Annotated in this window: 13 protein-coding genes; 8 read left to right on the plus strand and 5 right to left on the minus strand. The window is 71.1% G+C overall.

The window, feature by feature from the left end:
* Positions 1 to 197: 197 nt before the first annotated feature.
* Positions 198 to 1,709 carry a glycosyltransferase family 2 protein gene (locus DXZ73_RS06485; protein WP_240351239.1) on the minus strand — a complete coding sequence of 504 codons (1,512 nt, stop codon included), beginning with the start codon at positions 1,707 to 1,709 and terminating at the stop codon, positions 198 to 200.
* Between the two features lie 603 nt (positions 1,710 to 2,312).
* Between DXZ73_RS06485 and DXZ73_RS06490 the strand changes: the two genes are divergently transcribed.
* The 4 genes from DXZ73_RS06490 to DXZ73_RS06505 all read left to right on the plus strand — a co-directional run bounded on the left by DXZ73_RS06490 (position 2,313) and on the right by DXZ73_RS06505 (position 7,704).
* Entirely contained in the window at positions 2,313 to 3,854 is a 1,542-nt protein-coding gene (locus DXZ73_RS06490; RefSeq protein ID WP_116210055.1) for an AMP-binding protein, read from the plus strand.
* A 12-nt stretch (positions 3,855 to 3,866) separates the two neighbouring features.
* Positions 3,867 to 5,024 (plus strand): methyltransferase, encoded by a 1,158-nt coding sequence (locus DXZ73_RS06495; RefSeq protein WP_116210056.1) that lies wholly within the window; start codon positions 3,867 to 3,869, stop codon positions 5,022 to 5,024.
* Between the two features lie 171 nt (positions 5,025 to 5,195).
* On the plus strand, positions 5,196 to 5,858 hold the full coding sequence (locus DXZ73_RS06500) for a hypothetical protein (RefSeq protein ID WP_116210057.1): 663 nt from the start codon (positions 5,196 to 5,198) through the stop codon (positions 5,856 to 5,858).
* A 364-nt stretch (positions 5,859 to 6,222) separates the two neighbouring features.
* On the plus strand, positions 6,223 to 7,704 hold the full coding sequence (locus DXZ73_RS06505) for a hypothetical protein (protein WP_116210058.1): 1,482 nt from the start codon (positions 6,223 to 6,225) through the stop codon (positions 7,702 to 7,704).
* A gap of 83 nt (positions 7,705 to 7,787) precedes the next feature.
* On the opposite strand, the gene DXZ73_RS06510 is transcribed toward DXZ73_RS06505, so the two are convergent.
* Together DXZ73_RS06510 and DXZ73_RS06515 are read right to left on the minus strand one after the other, a co-directional pair.
* Positions 7,788 to 8,645, minus strand: a complete 858-nt coding sequence (locus DXZ73_RS06510) for a class I SAM-dependent methyltransferase (RefSeq protein ID WP_116210059.1) — start codon at positions 8,643 to 8,645, stop codon at positions 7,788 to 7,790.
* A 415-nt stretch (positions 8,646 to 9,060) separates the two neighbouring features.
* Complete coding sequence (locus DXZ73_RS06515) at positions 9,061 to 10,953, minus strand: helix-turn-helix domain-containing protein (RefSeq protein WP_116210060.1); 1,893 nt, start codon at positions 10,951 to 10,953, stop codon at positions 9,061 to 9,063.
* A 228-nt stretch (positions 10,954 to 11,181) separates the two neighbouring features.
* Between DXZ73_RS06515 and DXZ73_RS06520 the strand changes: the two genes are divergently transcribed.
* Together DXZ73_RS06520 and DXZ73_RS06525 are read left to right on the plus strand one after the other, a co-directional pair.
* Positions 11,182 to 11,703 carry a hypothetical protein gene (locus tag DXZ73_RS06520; protein WP_162890072.1) on the plus strand — a complete coding sequence of 174 codons (522 nt, stop codon included), beginning with the start codon at positions 11,182 to 11,184 and terminating at the stop codon, positions 11,701 to 11,703.
* A gap of 84 nt (positions 11,704 to 11,787) precedes the next feature.
* The gene (locus DXZ73_RS06525) at positions 11,788 to 12,405 is read left to right on the plus strand and encodes a TetR/AcrR family transcriptional regulator (protein WP_116210062.1); all 618 of its coding nucleotides are present in this window, start codon (positions 11,788 to 11,790) and stop codon (positions 12,403 to 12,405) included.
* Positions 12,406 to 12,440: 35 nt separating this feature from the next.
* On the opposite strand, the gene DXZ73_RS06530 is transcribed toward DXZ73_RS06525, so the two are convergent.
* Complete coding sequence (locus DXZ73_RS06530) at positions 12,441 to 13,661, minus strand: FAD-dependent oxidoreductase (RefSeq protein ID WP_116210063.1); 1,221 nt, start codon at positions 13,659 to 13,661, stop codon at positions 12,441 to 12,443.
* A 260-nt stretch (positions 13,662 to 13,921) separates the two neighbouring features.
* On the opposite strand from DXZ73_RS06530, the gene bla reads away from it, so the two are divergent.
* Positions 13,922 to 14,839: a class A beta-lactamase gene (gene bla / locus DXZ73_RS06535; protein WP_240351696.1), complete on the plus strand. Its 918-nt coding sequence runs from the start codon at positions 13,922 to 13,924 to the stop codon at positions 14,837 to 14,839.
* A 12-nt stretch (positions 14,840 to 14,851) separates the two neighbouring features.
* On the opposite strand, the gene DXZ73_RS06540 is transcribed toward bla, so the two are convergent.
* A complete protein-coding gene (locus DXZ73_RS06540; RefSeq protein ID WP_116210065.1) occupies positions 14,852 to 15,589 on the minus strand; it encodes an SAM-dependent methyltransferase in 738 nt (245 codons plus the stop codon).
* 237 nt (positions 15,590 to 15,826) lie between these two features.
* Between DXZ73_RS06540 and DXZ73_RS06545 the strand changes: the two genes are divergently transcribed.
* Entirely contained in the window at positions 15,827 to 16,993 is a 1,167-nt protein-coding gene (locus tag DXZ73_RS06545; protein ID WP_240351240.1) for a PP2C family protein-serine/threonine phosphatase, read from the plus strand.
* Positions 16,994 to 17,003 lie beyond the last annotated feature (10 nt).

The raw sequence follows: 17,003 nt of genomic DNA on the forward strand, positions 1-17,003 counted from the left end.
GGTGCGGGTCGGTTGCTCCCCCGGCTACCGCTGGGAGTTGCCCCAGCGGCGAGCGTCCTCGAACGCCGGACAGGCTTGAAGACGCGGCACGTTGACGATCACGTGCGGAAACTCCGGGAAACAGAAACGACGGACAGCGGAACAACACCGCCACCCGCCAACGCCCCCGAAAACAAAGGGCGAAACCCCACGAAGACTCACGCCGGGCTGCGCTCACCCACCCGGCCACCCACCCCCGCCGACTCCACACCACCCTCCGTCACCACCGGCACCGCACCACCCCCCACACCACCCCGCAGGCGGCCCACCCACCAAAAACACAACGGACCCAACGCCGTCACCAACGCCAACCCCGCCCACACCCGCATCACCACAAAATCATGACCCCACACCACCGACGCCACCAGACACAGACCAAACACACACGCCCACCCCACATGCGTCCGAAACGTCCCCACACAATCCCCCGACACCGCACCCCCCTTCGGCGTCACCACAAAACCCGACCGCCGCCGCAACAACGCCTGCCCCAACGCCCGCGCATACAACGGAGCCGACACCGCCGACATCACCATCCCCGCCACACCCGACGACCCCACCGGCTCATGCGGCGACACATTATGACGACGATTCACCACATACAACACCACCTGCAACACCAAAGCATCCCCATACAACATCAACCACACCGGCCACGACACCCCCAACCCCGCAGCCCCCAACCCCAAAAACAACACACACGACACCCCACCCAACACCCACGTCAACGCAGCCATCGGGTAATACGCAACCAACAACCCATAATTCCACAACCGCCCCCACGACAACCCCCACACCGCCCCACCGAACTGACACAACAACGTCTCAAAAGTCCCCCGCGACCACCGCAACTGCTGCGAAAAAAAATCCGTCCACGACGACGGCCCCTCCCCCACCGCCAACACATCCGGCGTATACACAGAACACCACCGACCACCCGTCACCGGATTCCGCCGCCGATGAATCTCCAACCCCGTCGCCATATCCTCCGTAATCGAATCGAACAACCCCCCGATCTGCCGCAGCACACTAATCCGCACACAATTCGAAGTCCCCACGAACATCGCCGACCCATAACGATTCCCCGCCCGCTGCACCAACGCATGAAACAAAAACTGCTGCGACTCCGCCCCCTTCGTCACCCCCGACACATAATTCCCGTACACCTGCGGCCCCACCACAAACGCCACATCCGGATCCCGGAAATACCCGAGCATCCGCTCCAGAAAATTCGGCAACGGCACATGATCCGTATCCACACACGCCAAAAAATCATAACCATCACCATGCGCATCCAACCACGCATTGTAATTACCATGCTTCGTCCGCGCCCGAAAACGACCCGACGGACGATTCCACCGCGCCACCCCCTTACGCGAAAAATGCCGCACCCCCAACCGCGCACACAACGCCCGCGCCCCCGGATCATCCCCCTCATCCAGCAACCACACATCCACCACCCCCTCATACCCCACCCGCACCGCCCCCTCCAACGTCGCCTCCACCATCGACAACGGCTCCTTCCCCGGCACAAAACTCGTACAGAAAGCCACCCGCCACCCCGGCTGCACCCGCACCGGCACCGGATCCCGCGCCACCCACGACGCATGCGCCACCGACACCACATTCACCACACGAAAAACCTCAACCAACCCCACCGACACCAACATCAACCCATCCACCCACCCCAACCACCCACCCCGCACCACCCAATGCACCGGCCACAACAACCACACCAACAAAACCAACGACACCAACGGCGCCCCACACACCAAAAACAACAAACCCCCCACCCCACCCCCCTCCCGCAACCTCCGAAACCCCACCCGGAACACCCCCACCGGCGGATCCACCACCACCCCCGCCAACTCACTAAAACCCACATAGTCATAACCACCCCCACCCCCATCACCCCCAACACCACCCACACCCCCCGACACCACACCCGCCGGCCCCGGCACCCACACACCACCCACCACAACCACCACCCACTCCCCCCACCGAACCAACCGTCGGCCGAACACCTCAATCCACCCGAAAAACCTAACAATGCACCACAGCACTCATCGAACCATCACACTCAACACACCCATATAAATCACCCACATGGCGTCACGAGGGCTCAACCCCCGCGGGCGACCCGCCCCTCACCGGCCTCTCTGGCCGGATATCACCATCCGGCTTGGAGCTGTTGATCAACAGCGACTACCATCCAACTGGTTGCCTAAGTCAACCTATGTGCGGATCGGCCGCCACCAGGAGGGGAAACACCCATGACCGTCGCCACCGAGCACTTCCGCAGCTATGTGGAGGAGAACCTCGACGCGCTGGGACAGGAACCGGACCGGGACGCCGTGGTGCACCACGACCGACGCGTGACCGCGGGCGAACTGCGCGACCTCGTCCACCGCATGGCGCGGGCCCTGCAGGCCCAGGGTGTGCGCCGCGGACAGACCGTCACCCTCCTCTGCGGGAACCTTCCGGAGACGATCGCCGCGCGTTATGCGGCCAATCTCCTCGGCTGCCCCGTCAACCACCTCTACAACAAGCTGTCGGCCGAGGTGCAGGCCAATATCGTCCGGGACGTCGAGACCCAGGCCCTGATCGTCGACCCCGCCCACGCCGACCGCGCCGCCGAGCTGACCTCACGGACACCGGTGCCGCACGTGCTCGTGCTCGGGCCGTCGACCGTGGGGGCTGACCTGCTGGCGCTCGCCGGCGAGGAGTCCGCGGAGCCCTTCGCGGGGCTGGCGCGGCCGGAGGACACCTGCACCATCCGCCACACCGGTGGCACCACCGGTCACCCCAAGGCCATCTGCTCCTCCTTCGCCCAGGGGCGGGCGATCCAGGCGGACTGGCCCGACGAGGAGGGGATCCGCGCGCTGGTGTGCACCACGCTCGCGCACGCCGCGGGCCTGATCGCCGACCTCGCCCTGAGCTCCGCCGGGACCGTCGTCCTGCACGACGACTTCGACGCGGGCGCCGTGCTGACCACGATCGAGCGCGAGCGCATATCCCACCTGTTCCTGCTGCCGCCGCTCCTCTACCAGCTGATGGACCACCCGGACGCGACCCGCGCCGACACCTCCAGCCTGCGCCGGCTCACCTACGGCGGCTGCGCGTCGTCCCCGGCCCGGCTCGCCTCGGCGGTGCGGTACTTCGGCCCCGTACTGAACCAGTTCTACGGTCAGAACGAGGCCGGCGGGATCAGCATGCTCGACCCCGAGGACCACGACCCGGCGCGTCCGGAGCGGCTGCGGTCCGCCGGGAAGATCATGAAGGAGGTCGAGGTCGCCATCCGCGACGAGCAGGGCCGGGACCTGCCCCACGGCGAGCACGGCGAGATCTGCGTGCGCTCCTCGCACGTGATGCAGGGGTACTGGAAGCAGCCCGAGCTCACCGCCGAGGTGCTGCGGGACGGCTGGCTGCACACCGGCGACGTCGGCCACCTCGACGACGAGGGGTATCTGACGATCGTCGACCGGCTGAAGGACATGATCGTCGTGGTCGGCGGCCATGTGTACACGGTCGAGCTGGAGGACGTGCTCAACTCCCATCCGCAGGTGCTGCAGAGCGCGGTCTTCGGCGTTCCGGACGCCAACCTCATGGAGCAGGTGCACGCGGCCGTCGTCCGCAAGCCCGGCAGCGACATCGACGAGCAGGAGCTGCGCGCCCTGGTGCGCGAGGAGCGGGGCACGATGTACGAGCCGGCGCGCATCGTCTTCGTCGACGCCCTGCCGCTGACCGACGCCGGGAAGCCCGACAAGAAGCTGCTGCGCAGCCAGGCGGGTACGGTGAGTGCGGCGCTCGGCTAGCCTGAGCCCACAATGAACCGTTTGATGACGTCATGGGGCGAGTACGAACTCACCCGTTTCCCCGAGGACCCCCGCGACAGGCTCCGCGCCTGGGACGCCGCCGACGAATACCTGCTCAGCCATCTCAAGGGCACGGACGGCGAGCCTGCCGCCGACCTGTCGGGCAACGTGGTCGTCGTGGGCGACCGGTGGGGTGCGCTGGCCGTCTCGCTGGCCGGTCACCGTCCCGCGCAGATCACCGACTCCTTCCTCTCCCAGGAAGCGACCCGGGTCAATCTGGAGCGCAACGGAATCGCTCCGGACGCGGTGCGGCTGCTGTCGACGCGGGACACTCCGCCGGAGCGGATCGACGTGTTGCTGATCCGGGTGCCCAAGAGCCTGGCGCTGCTGGAGGACCAGCTGCACCGCCTCGCGCCGCATGTGCACGCGGGCACCGTCGTCGTCGGCACGGGACGGGTCACGGAGATCCACACCTCGACGCTCAGACTGTTCGAGCAGATCCTCGGTCCGACGCGGACGTCGCTGGCGGTGAAGAAGTCCCGGCTCATCTTCTGCTCGCCGGATCCGGCCCTGGAGCGGGGCACCAGCCCCTGGCCGCACAGCTATGCGCTGCCGGAGGATGTCGGGGCGATGTCCGGGCGGACCGTCGTCAACCACGCCGGGATCTTCTGCGCCGAGCGCCTGGACATCGGCACCCGGTTCTTCCTGGGGCACCTGCCGCGGCGCCGGGGTTCCGAGCACGTCGTGGACCTCGGCTGTGGCAACGGCGTGGTGGGCACGGCCGCGGCGCTGGCCAACCCCGCGGCCGAGGTGACGTTCGTCGACGAGTCCTTCCAGGCGGTGGCGTCGGCGGAGGCCACGTTCCGGGCGAACGCCGGGCCGGGAGCCGCCGCGTCGTTCCGGGTGGGTGACGGTCTGTCGGGGGTGCCGGCCGGGTCGGTGGACCTGGTGCTGAACAACCCGCCGTTCCACACCCACCAGGCGACGACCGATGTCACGGCCTGGCGCATGTTCTCCGGGGCGCGCGACGCGCTGCGCACCGGCGGGGAGCTGTGGGTCGTGGGCAATCGGCACCTCGGCTATCACGTACGGCTGCGGCGGCTCTTCGGCAACTGCGAGGTCGTGGCGAGCGACCCGAAGTTCGTCATCCTGCGGGCCGTCAAGCGCTGACGGTCCGCGACCTGCGTCCGTACGACCCCGGCGGTGGCGCTGGAAGGGGGCGCGTGCGCTGTCGATGCGCACCCGCGCGCCCCCGCGTGCGCCGGGGTCATGGGTGGCGTGGGCCGGGATGGTGGTAAGGGTCAGCGCCGCGCACCGGACCAGTGAGCGCAAGGGGGCAACATGATTCACATCAGTGAAACCCTGGCCATCCAGACGGTCGAGGACTTCCTCAGCGCGGAGGAGACGGCCCGGCTGATCAAGATCATGGACAGCGAGACCGCCGGGTGGCGCCCTCGCACCCAGGCCGAGGTGCTGACCGCGCCCGCGCTCGCGCAGGAGATCCTCGCCCTGGCGACCGTCCGCTCCCTGCCCGCGATCCGCCGCAGCATGCCCTCGATCGCGGCCGCCACTCCATGGGGGTACACCGAGCTGACGGCTGGTCAGTGCGTGCCCTCGCACATCGACGGCATCATCAGCCCGCGCACGGCTCCGCGCCGGATCGGCCGGATCGGTGTGGTGATCGCCGAGGCGGAGGAGGGCGGGCAGTTCTACACCGAGACCACGGCCGACCCCGCGCCCTGGACCACCACGCTGCTGGGTGTGGCGGACGGCTATGTCTCCGGCACACCCCTGGCCCGCAGCCTGCCGCACGAGGTCGCGGCGGATCCGCACGCCGCCGAGGCCGAGTGGCTCGCGGCCGCGGCCAGGACCCGCTGGACCGCCCGCGCGGGCCGCGGCGTCGCCGTCGCGTACGGCGCGCAGCTCATCCACGGCGTGACGCCGGTGGTGCGCGGCCGGCTGCGGAAGTTCATCACCGACCTCACGGACGCCCCGGTGTCCTGAACCACGTGTGCTTCCGGCGGCGCCGGAAGCACACGCCCCCTGGCTACCGCCCACCGTGCGGCCCGTCCTGTCCGGGCTGCACCGTGGGCGGTCAGGCGTTTTCCGGGGGCGTCGCGCACTGGCGGCGCCGCCGTGCCGTGAGTGCGGCAAGTGGCCGTGCCGAGTGGATCCGTCGAGCGGTCCCGGCTGTGATCGAGATCATGGTTTCGGCATCGGCGAAGCGTTCCGGCGCCGGTCGGCCGCATGGCATGATCATGCAGATCATTACCTGCGAGTAATCACCGCTCGCAGGGTGCCGTGTGATGCGGTCCGAAGGTGTCGATTCCCTCGGGCCGCCCCCACCTCACGTTTTTGAGGATCCTACGTGCGCAGAACCACTGCCAAGGCCATCGCTTTACCGGCACTGACCGCCGCGTCCCTGCTCGTCGCCGGGTGTTCGGCCTCCGGGCCGTCGCCCGCCTCGGCCCGCGCCGATGCCGAGCCCGCGGCCGCCGCTGCTGACGCGGCGTCGGCCGGGGACCGGCAGCTCGCGGTCAAGGCCGCTCCCGACGGTGCGGCCGCGCCCAGTGCCGTGGCCCATCCGACCGGTGGCGGACGCCAGGCGGAGAAGTCCTCCCTCAAGGTCGCCTCGTTCGACCGCGAGAGCGGACGCGCCGTCCTGTCCGAGGCGTCCAGGACACCGGCGAAGAAGCCGCCGGCCGCCGCCCGTCCCACGTCCCCCGCACCTTCCGGCTCCGCCGATACGGGGCAGAAGGCGCAGGTGGCGGTCGGCGACATCATCGCCAGCGCGCCCGCGCCCGGTGCCCCCGACGGGGTGCTGGCCAAGGTCACGCAGGTGCTGGGCAAGACCGAGAAAGGCACCGAGGTCAATACGGCCCCGGCCACTCTCGGCGCGCTGCTCGGCGACTCCAAGGCCGACGGCAAGGTGCCGGTCGACCCCTCCACCATGACGGTGGAACCGCTTGTCCAGGGCACCAAGGTCTCCTGGGCGAAGACGGGGGACGCCCACTTCGGCCCGAAGGGCGCCCAGTTGCCGCTGGGCAGTCTGCGGATCGACGTCGGCACGTCGATCGCGACGGCCAAGGACGCCCCGGCGTCCGCCGCCGCCTCGGCCGCGGGCTTCGTCCAGCTGGCCCCGGAGGTCGACTTCTCGTACGACGGCCGGGGCACCGGCACCGCCGGTGCGCCGGGCGGCGCCTCGCTGGCACTGTCGGGCGACTGGTCGTCCCAGTGGGAGCTCAAGGGCCAGGCGGCGGGCACCACTCCGGGCGGCAAGCCGCTGCGGTTGCCCTTCGCCAAGCTGCACGCCGCGCCCGTCATCCAGGTCGGGCCGGTGCCGGTCGTCGTCAACCTCGGTCTGACCTGCTACCTCCAGGTCGACGCCGACGGCAAGATCAACGTCGACGTCAAGCAGGACCTCAAGGGCGACTTCCGCGTCGGCGGCAGCTACAGCCACGGCAAGGGCTGGACCCCGGTCAACTCGTCCGAGATGAAGGCCACTTCACCGCGCGCCACGGTCTCGGCCGCGGGCAAGGTGAAGGCCGCGCTCGGCGCGGAGGCCAGCGTGGGTCTGTACGGCGCCGTCGGCGTCACCGCGGACCTCGCTCCCTATCTGCGGGCGGAGGCCGAGGGCACGGCCAGTGCGGCCACCGACGGCAGCGCCTCCGCGGCGGGACAGTGGAAGGCGTACGGCGGGCTGGATCTGACGGGGGCCCTCCAGGTCCAGCTGAAGATCTTCGACACGCCGATCTTCCAGAAGCCCATTCCGCTGGGCTCCCTGCACCGGGAGTGGAAGCTCGCCGAGGGCTCGGGTGCCGTCTCCACGCCGGGCAAGCGGCGCGGCTGACGCCCGAGGCGGATCGGGCCGGGGTGGCCGGTGGGGCGGAATTTCGCTCCACCGGCCACCCCGTCGCGTTGCCCGGGGCGGGTTCAGGCTCTGGACGCGCGCAGCGAATAGATCAGCGGGAGAGCGGGGCGGCCCTCGGGCATCCGGTAGACGGTGGCCGACCCGGGCCGGGTGCCGCTGGTGTCGCGTGCCCTGACCATTCCCTTGACCTGCTCGAACAGCGAGAAATCGTATTCCCGCAGGAATTCCGGCCGCAGCCCGGCGGCGGTCACCGCGCTGACGACGTCCCCGAGGGTGTGCTGCCATTCCACCGAGCGGTTGTGGCGCGTCGGCGCGCCGGGGTCCGCGTACGTTCCCGGTTCGTCGTAGGTCAGTGGCCCCCGGGCGAAATAGTCCTCGGCCCAGGCGGTGCCGTCGTCGTTCAGGCACATTCCGACGGGGTGGAATTCGGCGAGGTAGAGGAAGCCGCCCGGTGCCACCAGTCCGGCCACCGCGCGGGCCCAGCCGACGAGGTCGGGCAGCCAGCACAGGGCGCCGAATCCGGTGTAGACGATGTCGAAGGTCTCGCCGCCCAGTACCGACGGCGCGTCGTACACATCCGCTTCCACGAATCGGGCGTCGGCCCGGCCCACATCCACCGCGAGTTCGCGTGCCGCGGCGATCGCCGCCGCCGAGAAGTCCAGTCCCGTCACCACGGCGCCCCGCCGGGCCCAGGAGAGGGTGTCGGTGCCGATATGGCACTGCAGGTGCAGCAGGCGTTTGCCGGTGACGTCCCCGACCTCGTCGAGCTCGAAGCCCCGCAGGTCGTCCCGCCCCTCCCGGAATCCCGCCAGGTCGTAGAAGTCGCTGCCCGTGTGGATGGGCACCCGCTCCTCCCACAGGGCGTGGTTGGCCTGGCGCCAGTGGTCGGCGGTCTCGCTCCGGGCGTCGTCGTTCGTCACCGTTGCGACGCTACTCAGGGGGCCGGTGACCGCGCCAATGAATTCCCGGGCGCGTGGCCGTGAAAGGCCGCACGGCGTGGTGTCATTCGCCGTGACCCACGCCGTACGGACCTCCGCCGTCCCGGGTGCGTGGGCACCCCCAAGTGCTCGCACCGGGCCGGTTCTTCCCCGGTGACTCCGGCGCCGCGCGTACGCGGCGCCGGAGTCGTGCACCGGTTTTCCGGACCCTCGGTGCCGGTCCCCCGTTGTTCCCCCGTTCACCGCCGCCTCATCGGCGGCGGTGGGAAAACGTTATGCCCGCACGCCGGGGCGGGAATACCTCACGAGTGCACACTCGCGGGCCGGGCACTGTCACCGGTGCACGGTCCGGCCGGGTGACCTGTGGGAATTCCGTCCCCCGGGCCGGGAGAATTCGTCACGGGGACATGCCGGTGGAACAGCCGGTCAGGGCCGGGAGTTCCATCCCGTCCACGGCGGCGAGCGCGAGGACGACCTCGTAGAGGTCGCCGCCTCCGGTGAACAGCTGGCGTCTCAGCAGCGGTTCGGCGCTGCGGACGTGCTCGCGCACGGTCTGGGGGTGCAGGCCCAGCCGGTGGGCCGCCCGTTCGACCCCGGTGTTCTCCGCGATCCAGGCCCGCAGGGTGCGGTGCAGGTCCCGGTCGTCGGCGGCCAGCCTGCCCAGGAACTCCGTCGCCCAGCCGCGCACGCCCTCGGTGTCCAGGAGCCGGTCCAAGGGCATGGCACCGCCCTGTTCGGCGGGGCCGTGGCCGTGTGCGTGGAGCGCGAGGTGCAGCACGGCCCGCGCCCGTACGTCGGTGAGATCGAGGCTCAGCAGCCCGGCCATACGGTCCATGCGCGCGCGTACGGTGTTGCGGCTCACGCCCAGGATCCTGGCGGCGTTGACGGCCGTGAACTCCAGGCCCAGCCCGACGGTCGCGAGCAGCGGGCCCCTGCTGGGGTAGGGCAGCGAGTCCAGCGGTCGCAGCGCCTCGTCCGCCCAGCGTCCGGCCTCGGCGAGGTCGAGGATCTCGGTCAGGCGGGTCTGTGACGCGTGCGCGGCCATCCGGTCCGGCCGGAACCGGGCCACCGCGAGCGCACGGGAGGCCTCTTTGTACGCCTCGGCGGTCCGGGCCAGCGGGTGGCGGCCGCTGCCGCCGAGGAACACGGCCTCGCGGGCGGCCACGATCCGGCGCAGCGCGGGTCCGACGCCGTCCGCGCGCTCGTCCCGTGCCGCCGCGTGTCCCGGCAGTGGCACGACGGCGATCAGGTGCTGCTCGTAGGCCGGGCAGCGGACGAGCAGGGCGCGGCCGTCGACGGCCGCGTCGCACTCGCGCGCCAGCGCGGCCCGCCGGCCCTCCGGGGCCTCCAGGATGTAGACGTCGGCGGACTCCGCGTCGAGCAGCCCGGGGTGCAGCCCGGCGGCGGTGCGCTGGGCGAGGACCACGTCGCCGCCCATGAGCAGTTGGAGCACCGCGAGCCGCAGGGCGGACACGGCCTCCTCCGACCGGCGGTGGTGTTCCTCGGCGTCGCGTGCCCGGATCAGCAGGGCCAGCACGTCGGCGGCGTGGCCGATCAGTGCGGTGCTCTGCTCGTCGAACGGGCGGTTCCGGGCGGCGACGAGGACCGGGTGCGGGCTCCGTCGCCCCACCGTGACCAGCCGCAGGTGTCGTTGGTCCTCCTGGACGGCCGCCGCGTGCAGCCGCCCTTCGGTGAGCTCGGCGATCAGCTGCGGGTCGGCCGCCGGCGGCTGGGTGCCGTACCGGCCGGTCAGTGTCGCGGTGCCGTCGACGGCGGCACCGAGCCAGGCGGTCAGGCGGCGTACGGCGGCATCGGTGTCGTGCGTCCCCGTCCGGGCGAGCTCCAGCAGTTCCGTCAGCCGTGCCGAGCGGCCTCTCGCCTGGCGCAATTGCTCGTCGTCGATGGCGCGTTGGACGCGGCTCCAGGGGACGTCCTCGGACATCGTCAGGAGCGGTATCCCCAGTCGGGCCGTGGCCTCGACCAGGGCCTCGGGCGGTCCGGACGAGGCCGGTACGACCAGGGCCGCGGGGCCGTCGGCGGCCAGGTGGGCGAGGTGGATCTCCGCCCGGTGCCGGTCGCGGGCCCAGTCGCCGTCGGCGGGGATCCGTACGAGCAGTCCGGCGAGGCCGCCCCGGCGGCCGGTGCCGTCCATGGGGCCGTACGGCGCCGTGGTACCTGACGGCACCGTCACGGCGCCGGTGACCGGGCGCTGTGCCCCGCGCTCCCTCGATCCCGGTCCGAACCGCAGCGTCAGCTCCGGAATCCCCGCGAGCAAACCCACCGTGACCACCGGTTTCTCCCCTCGACCAGCCCCCGCAAGGCTACTTGAGCACGACGGCGCCGGTTGCGCGACGAGGGGGCATGATTTCAGCCGCACGCGGGGGTGCGGGCGCGGTGGCGTGCCGGTACGGGCGTGCTGCGGGTGGGGGGAAGAGCGGCGCGGATCGTCGGCGTCCGGCGGGTAGGGACGGTCCGCGCGTCACGCACGGCGCGCAAGGGGCCGGTCGGAAGGATGTCCATGTTCGGTGGTCGCGGTGTGGTGGTCGCGGTGTGTTCCGCGGCGTTGGCCGCTTCGTCTTTCGCCGGTGCTCCGGCGACGCGGGCGGCGGGGCTGATCGTCTGCGCGGGGCGGGAGAGCACGACGTACGACCCGGGGCTGACCCTCGTGCCGCGGCCGACGGTTCTTCACGCGACGAGCGCGTACACCTGCTCGGGGCGGCCGGGCGAGTCGGTGGCGGCCGCCGGGCGCACCGAAGGGGTCTCGCCGGAGGCGTCCTGTCTCGCGGTGGACTCGCCCCGGGCGCGGGAGCGGGTGCGCTTCGCCGACGGCCGGGAGTCGGTGATCTCGTACGAGGGGTCGGCCCTGCGGGCCGGCGGCGCGCACGAGGTCCATCTCACGGGGCACGTCGTCGAGGGGTTCGCGGAAGGGGCGGAGGTGACGCGGGACGTGAGTCTGCTTCCCGCCTCGCTGCCCACCGATTGCGCGACGGTGGGTGTGCCGGCCGCGACCGGCCAGGGCCAGTTGCGCATCGCCTTCTGAGGGCCCTGGCCCTCGGAAGGGGCGGTACGTGGCACGGTGTACGGTCGGGGTCGACCGCCGTGCGAGAAAGGTAAGGGCCTGCCGATGACCCCGCCCCGGAGCCCCGCTCCAGAGACCTTCCGGGAGCGCGCCCGCCGGCAGCAGATCGTCGAGTGCACCATCGACCTGATCTCCACCCGGGGCTTCCCGGCGACGTCGCTGTCGGCGATCGCCGAGGAGGCAGGGATCTCCAAGGCCGCCGTCCTCTACCACTTCTCGTCGAAGGACAACCTCACGCGTACGGCGCTGACCCAGGTGCTGGAGCAGTTCACCGCGTACGTCGCCGAGCGGGTGGAGGGTGAGCCGGACCCGCTGGCCGCGGTCGTCGCGTACGTGCGCGCGATGGTGTCGTACCAGCAGGCCAACCGCCGTCATGTGCGGGTGATCACCGAGATGCTGCTCGACGACGAGAGCGGCACCCGGCTGAAGGCCCCGGGGTCCCACGACACCCACGGCCGCCTTCAGGCGCTGGCCGGCCTCCTCGCCGCGGGGCAGGAGGCCGGCCAGTTGCGCCGGTTCGACCCGGACGCCGTGGCCCTGGCGATCGGCGGCGCGATCGACGGCGTGATCTCGCACTGGCTCGCCCACCCGGAGTTCGACCTGGACGCGGCGGCGGACGAACTGGAGACGTTCACGCTGGCCGCGATCCGCCGCCTCGGCTGAGCCGGGCGCTCACACCGGCGCCGCCGCCGCGTCCGTCATGCCCGCGCGAAGTCGGGCGCGTGCTCCGGGCGGATGCCGATGCCGCCGAGGTACGCGGTCACGCCGCGCAGCGGCGGCACCTTCTGGAGCAGCCGGAGGGCCGGGGGCACGGTGTCCGGCGGAAGGGTGCCCTCCAGGACGGCGCGGAGCACCGCGTGCTCGCCCGTCTGGGACTTCTGCACCATGGCCATCGGCAGCCAGCGGCGCTTCTGCACCCGGGCCAGGTCGTGGACGCAGACGGTGCCGTCGCGCAGGGGCCCGGCGAGGATGCGCGCGGCCGCGACCGCGTCCTGGACCGCGAGGTTGACGCCGACGCCGCCGACCGGTGACATGGTGTGGGCCGCGTCGCCGATGCACAGCAGGCCGCCTCGGTACCACCGGCGCAGGCGGCCCATGGAGACCTCCAGCAGTTTGACGTCGTCCCAGGACCGGATGCCGTCCGTCACCGAGCCGTCCCAGCCGCACAGGGCGCCGAGGCGGTCGCGGAACCACTGGATGTCGTTGGCCCGCAGTTCCTTGTCACTGCCCTTCCTGATCAGGTAGGAGGTCTGGTAGTAGTCGCCGCGGTCCATGGTGACGGCTGCCTGGCCGTGGCCGAAGCGGGCGAGGACCCTGCCGTCCTTGAGGCCGCCGCGCGGGCCGTCGACCCTCACCTGCCATACGTCCATGGGCACTTCGAACTCCTCGGGGTGGAGTCCGGCCTCTCGGCGGACGAGGGAGTGGCGGCCGTCGCAGGCGACCGTGAGATCGGCGGCGAGCTCTCCGGGGGCGCCGTTCTCGTCGGTGTAGTGGACGCCGGTGACCCGCCCGCCTTCCCTGCGCAGGCCCGTGACCGTGGTGCGCATCCGCAGGGTGAACGACGGCTCGGCCGCGGCGGCGCCCGCGAGGAGGTCGAGGAAGTCCCACTGCGGGACCATCGCTATGTACTTGTGCCTGCCGGGGATGCGGCGGAGGTCCGCCGCGACGACGGAGGCGGTGCCGAACTGCATCCGCATCTCCTCCATCTTGGGGAACGGCAGTTCCGCGAACTTCTCGCCGAGGCCGAGCTCGTCGAGCAAGTGCAGCGTCGACGGGTGGACGGTGTCCCCCCGGAAGTCCCGCAGGAAGTCCCCGTGCTTCTCCAGCACGGTCACCTCGATGCCGGCCCTGGCCAGCAGCAGGCCGAGCATCATGCCCGCCGGTCCGCCCCCCACGATGCAGCACGTCGTGCGCTCCATGCTTCCGCCTCTCCTCAGCGTTGCCGTCCGACCGGCCCTGACCGATCTCTGACCGATCGGTCAGTAATCTAACCGATCGGTCAGGGTGGTGTTCAAGGGGGTTTCGGGGAACCAGGTGACACCTTCCGGCTCTTGTGGCACCTGGGAACTATGCGACTGGTAGCGGCAAATGAGGCGAGTGATGATGAAGTGAAACCATTCGAGCCGTCAGGGGCGTCATGGATGACGTACTGGCCGCAGGAGAGCAGGAGGAAGCGAACGTGGAGACCGCAGGAGCACGCCCGACCCGCCGCGCGATACTGACCCTCGGCGCCGGAACGGCGCTGGCCGCCGCCGTGTCCACAGGCGGGACGGCATACGCCTCGACGCCCGGCGAGGACGCGCTGACCGAGCGGCTCAAGGAGCTGGAGCGGGAGCATTCCGCCCGCCTGGGGGTGTACGCCCGGGACACGGCCACGGGCAGGACGGTGCTCTACCGCGCGGACGAGCGCTTCCCGATGTGTTCGACCTTCAAGACGCTGCTCGCCGCGGCCGTCCTGCGGGACCTCGACCACCACGGCGAGTTCCTCGCCAAGCGCATCCGCTACACCAAGAAGGACACCGACGCCTCGGGCTACGCCCCCGTCACGGGCAAGGCCGAGAACCTTCGCCACGGCATGACCGTCTCGCAGCTGTGCTCCGCCACCGTCAGTTACAGCGACAACGCCGCCGCCAACCTCCTGCTCCACGAGCTGGGAGGCCCGAACGCCATCACCCGCTTCTGCCGCTCGACCGGCGACGGCACGACCCGGCTCGACCGCTGGGAGCCCGACCTGAACTCGGCGGAACCGGAACGCCGGACCGACACCACCACCCCGCGCGCCATCGGGCAGACCTACGCGCGCCTCACCCTCGGGGACGCGCTCGACCCCAAGGACCGCAAGCGGCTGACCGGTTGGCTGCTGGCCAACACGACCAGCGCCGAACGCTTCCGCGCCGGCCTCCCCGCGGACTGGACCCTGGCCGACAAGACCGGCGCCGGGAAGTACGGGACCAACAACGACGTCGGCATCACCTGGCCCCCGCACCGGCCGCCGATCGTGCTGTCGGTCCTGACGACCAAGCACGACCGCGAGGCGGCGGCGGACAATCCACTCATCGCAAGGACCGCCGCACTCGTGGCGAACGCCCTCGGCTGACCGGCCCGGAGGTCAGTCGGACGTGCGGCGCAGGACCAGGGAGACGAAGCCCCAGCTCGACCGGTAGCTGTGCAGCCATTCGGCGCGGCGGGTCGCGGCCGTTGCCAGTGCCTCCGCGCTGTCGGGGTCGGTGGGGTGGTCCAGGGCCCAGGAGGCGAGCGAACCCCAGCAGGCCCATTCGTAGTCGTCGAGCTCCCGGCGCGTGCTGACGTGCCCGTGGACGGGGGTCCAGCCGTCGGCGGTGACGCGGTCCACGGTGGTCGCCAGGTCGGCGAAGTCGCCGAGCATCTCGACCGCCTCCGGGGTCGGTTCGCTCTCCCAGAAGCCGTCGCCGATCAGGACGCGCCCGCCGGGGGCCAGGTGCTCGCGCGCCGCCGCGAGGGTGGGGAGCAGGCCGCCGAAGGCATGGGCGGCCCCGACGCTGAGCACCAGGTCGAAGGCGTGCGGGGAGACGAACCCGGCGGCCTCCTGGTGATGGAGTGTCAGGCGCTCCCGGACGCCACGCCCGCCCGCGGCCTCGCGGGCCTCTTCCAGCGCGGGTTCGGAGACGTCGACGCCCTCGGCACGCAGCTCGGGGTAGGCGGCCAGGGCCCGGAGGAGCCACTCCCCTCCACCGCAGCCGAGGTCGAGCACGCGCGCGTCGTCGCGAGGGATCCCCCGCTCGAGCAGCAGACGCACCGATTCGTCGTCGAGCGGTGCCTTGATGGGATGGCCGGCATGAGCGATCGCGGAAATCTGTTCACGGTTCACCGGCGCAGCGTGCCACTGCGGAAGATCCGGCGCACACGCTTTTTGTCGGGTGCGCACGCGGTGGTCGGGGCGGCCGGTGCGGGACGGCGACCAGGGCACCGTCCGAGAGGGCCGTGGCAGCGCCACGTGTGACATGCCGCCGATGGCGTAATGGCGACGTGGGGCTGTTCGAGCGGGTCACGCTGCGAGCCTTGGCCATGGTCTCAGGAGCCCGCTGCAACCCGCTGGGAGTGACAGGTGGACCAGCAACACCGCGGCGACGTCGGCAGCGCCTCGGGCCGCCGCGCGGCGAGGCTGAGCAATGTCGGTCTGGAGGTGCCTGCTCCGCCCGCCTGGATGCGCTGGATGCCGGCCGCCTACGTCGCGGCCGTCCTGTTGCTCGAACCGGTGACGCCCGTGCAATGGCCCGTGAGCTTCCTGCTCATCGCCCTGCCCGTGGTCGCCGCCTACACTCTGAGCCCCATCAGCGTCGTCGGCATCACGGTCTTCGCCGTCGCCTTCGAAGCCGTCCTGGCCGGCACCCCGTGCTGTGCCGGGCGCGTCACGAACGACCTGTGGGAACGCCACTACGTGGGCGCCTACATCTCCACCGCCCTGGTCGGCGTCCTCGGCACGGCCCTGGCCGCGCACAGACAGCGCCAGGAGGCCCACCTGGTCCGCGCCAACTCGGTCGCCGAGGCGCTGATGCACACACTGCTGCCGCCGGTCCCGCACAAGGTGGGCCATGTGCTGGCGGCCAGCCTCTACCGCCCCGCCGAGGTCCGCACCCTGGTCGGCGGCGACCTCTTCGACATCCGCGCCACCGGGACGGGCGAGCGCGCCATCATCGGCGACGTCCGCGGGAAGGGCCTCCAGGCCGTACGCACCGTCGTCGACGTACTCGGCAGCTTCCGTCAGGCCGTCTACGACCCCGGCAGCCTGCAGCAGGTCGCCGCGAGCATGGAGCGCCGCATGGCGCACGAGGCCGAATCGATCCTCGACGACGAGCTGTTCGTCACCGCCGCCCTGATCGAGTACGACCCTTCGGCCCAGCAGGTGACGATCATCAACCACGGCCATATCGAGCCCGTCGTGATCTCCCGCGGAGAAGTCCACGCCCTCACCGGACCGCCCGCCCTCCCGCTCGGCCTGGGTGCCCTGCACGCGGAGCGCCCCGTGGCCTACACCCACCCCTTCACGCGCGGCGACGTCCTCCTGCTGTGCACCGACGGGCTGATCGAGGCCCGCGACCCGGCCGGGGCCTTCTACCCGCTCCTCGACCGGCTCCGCCACCGTTTCGCCGGCCGGACGGCCCCGGAACCCGTCGACGTCATCGACTTCCTCGACACCGACCTGCCCCGTCACACCCGTTCACTGCACGACGACGTCGCGATCCTCGTCCTCGCCCCGCGCGGGGACTCGTAGGAAGTACCGT

This window comes from Streptoverticillium olivoreticuli subsp. olivoreticuli (assembly GCF_003391135.1).
Classification (GTDB): domain Bacteria; phylum Actinomycetota; class Actinomycetes; order Streptomycetales; family Streptomycetaceae; genus Streptomyces; species Streptomyces blastmyceticus.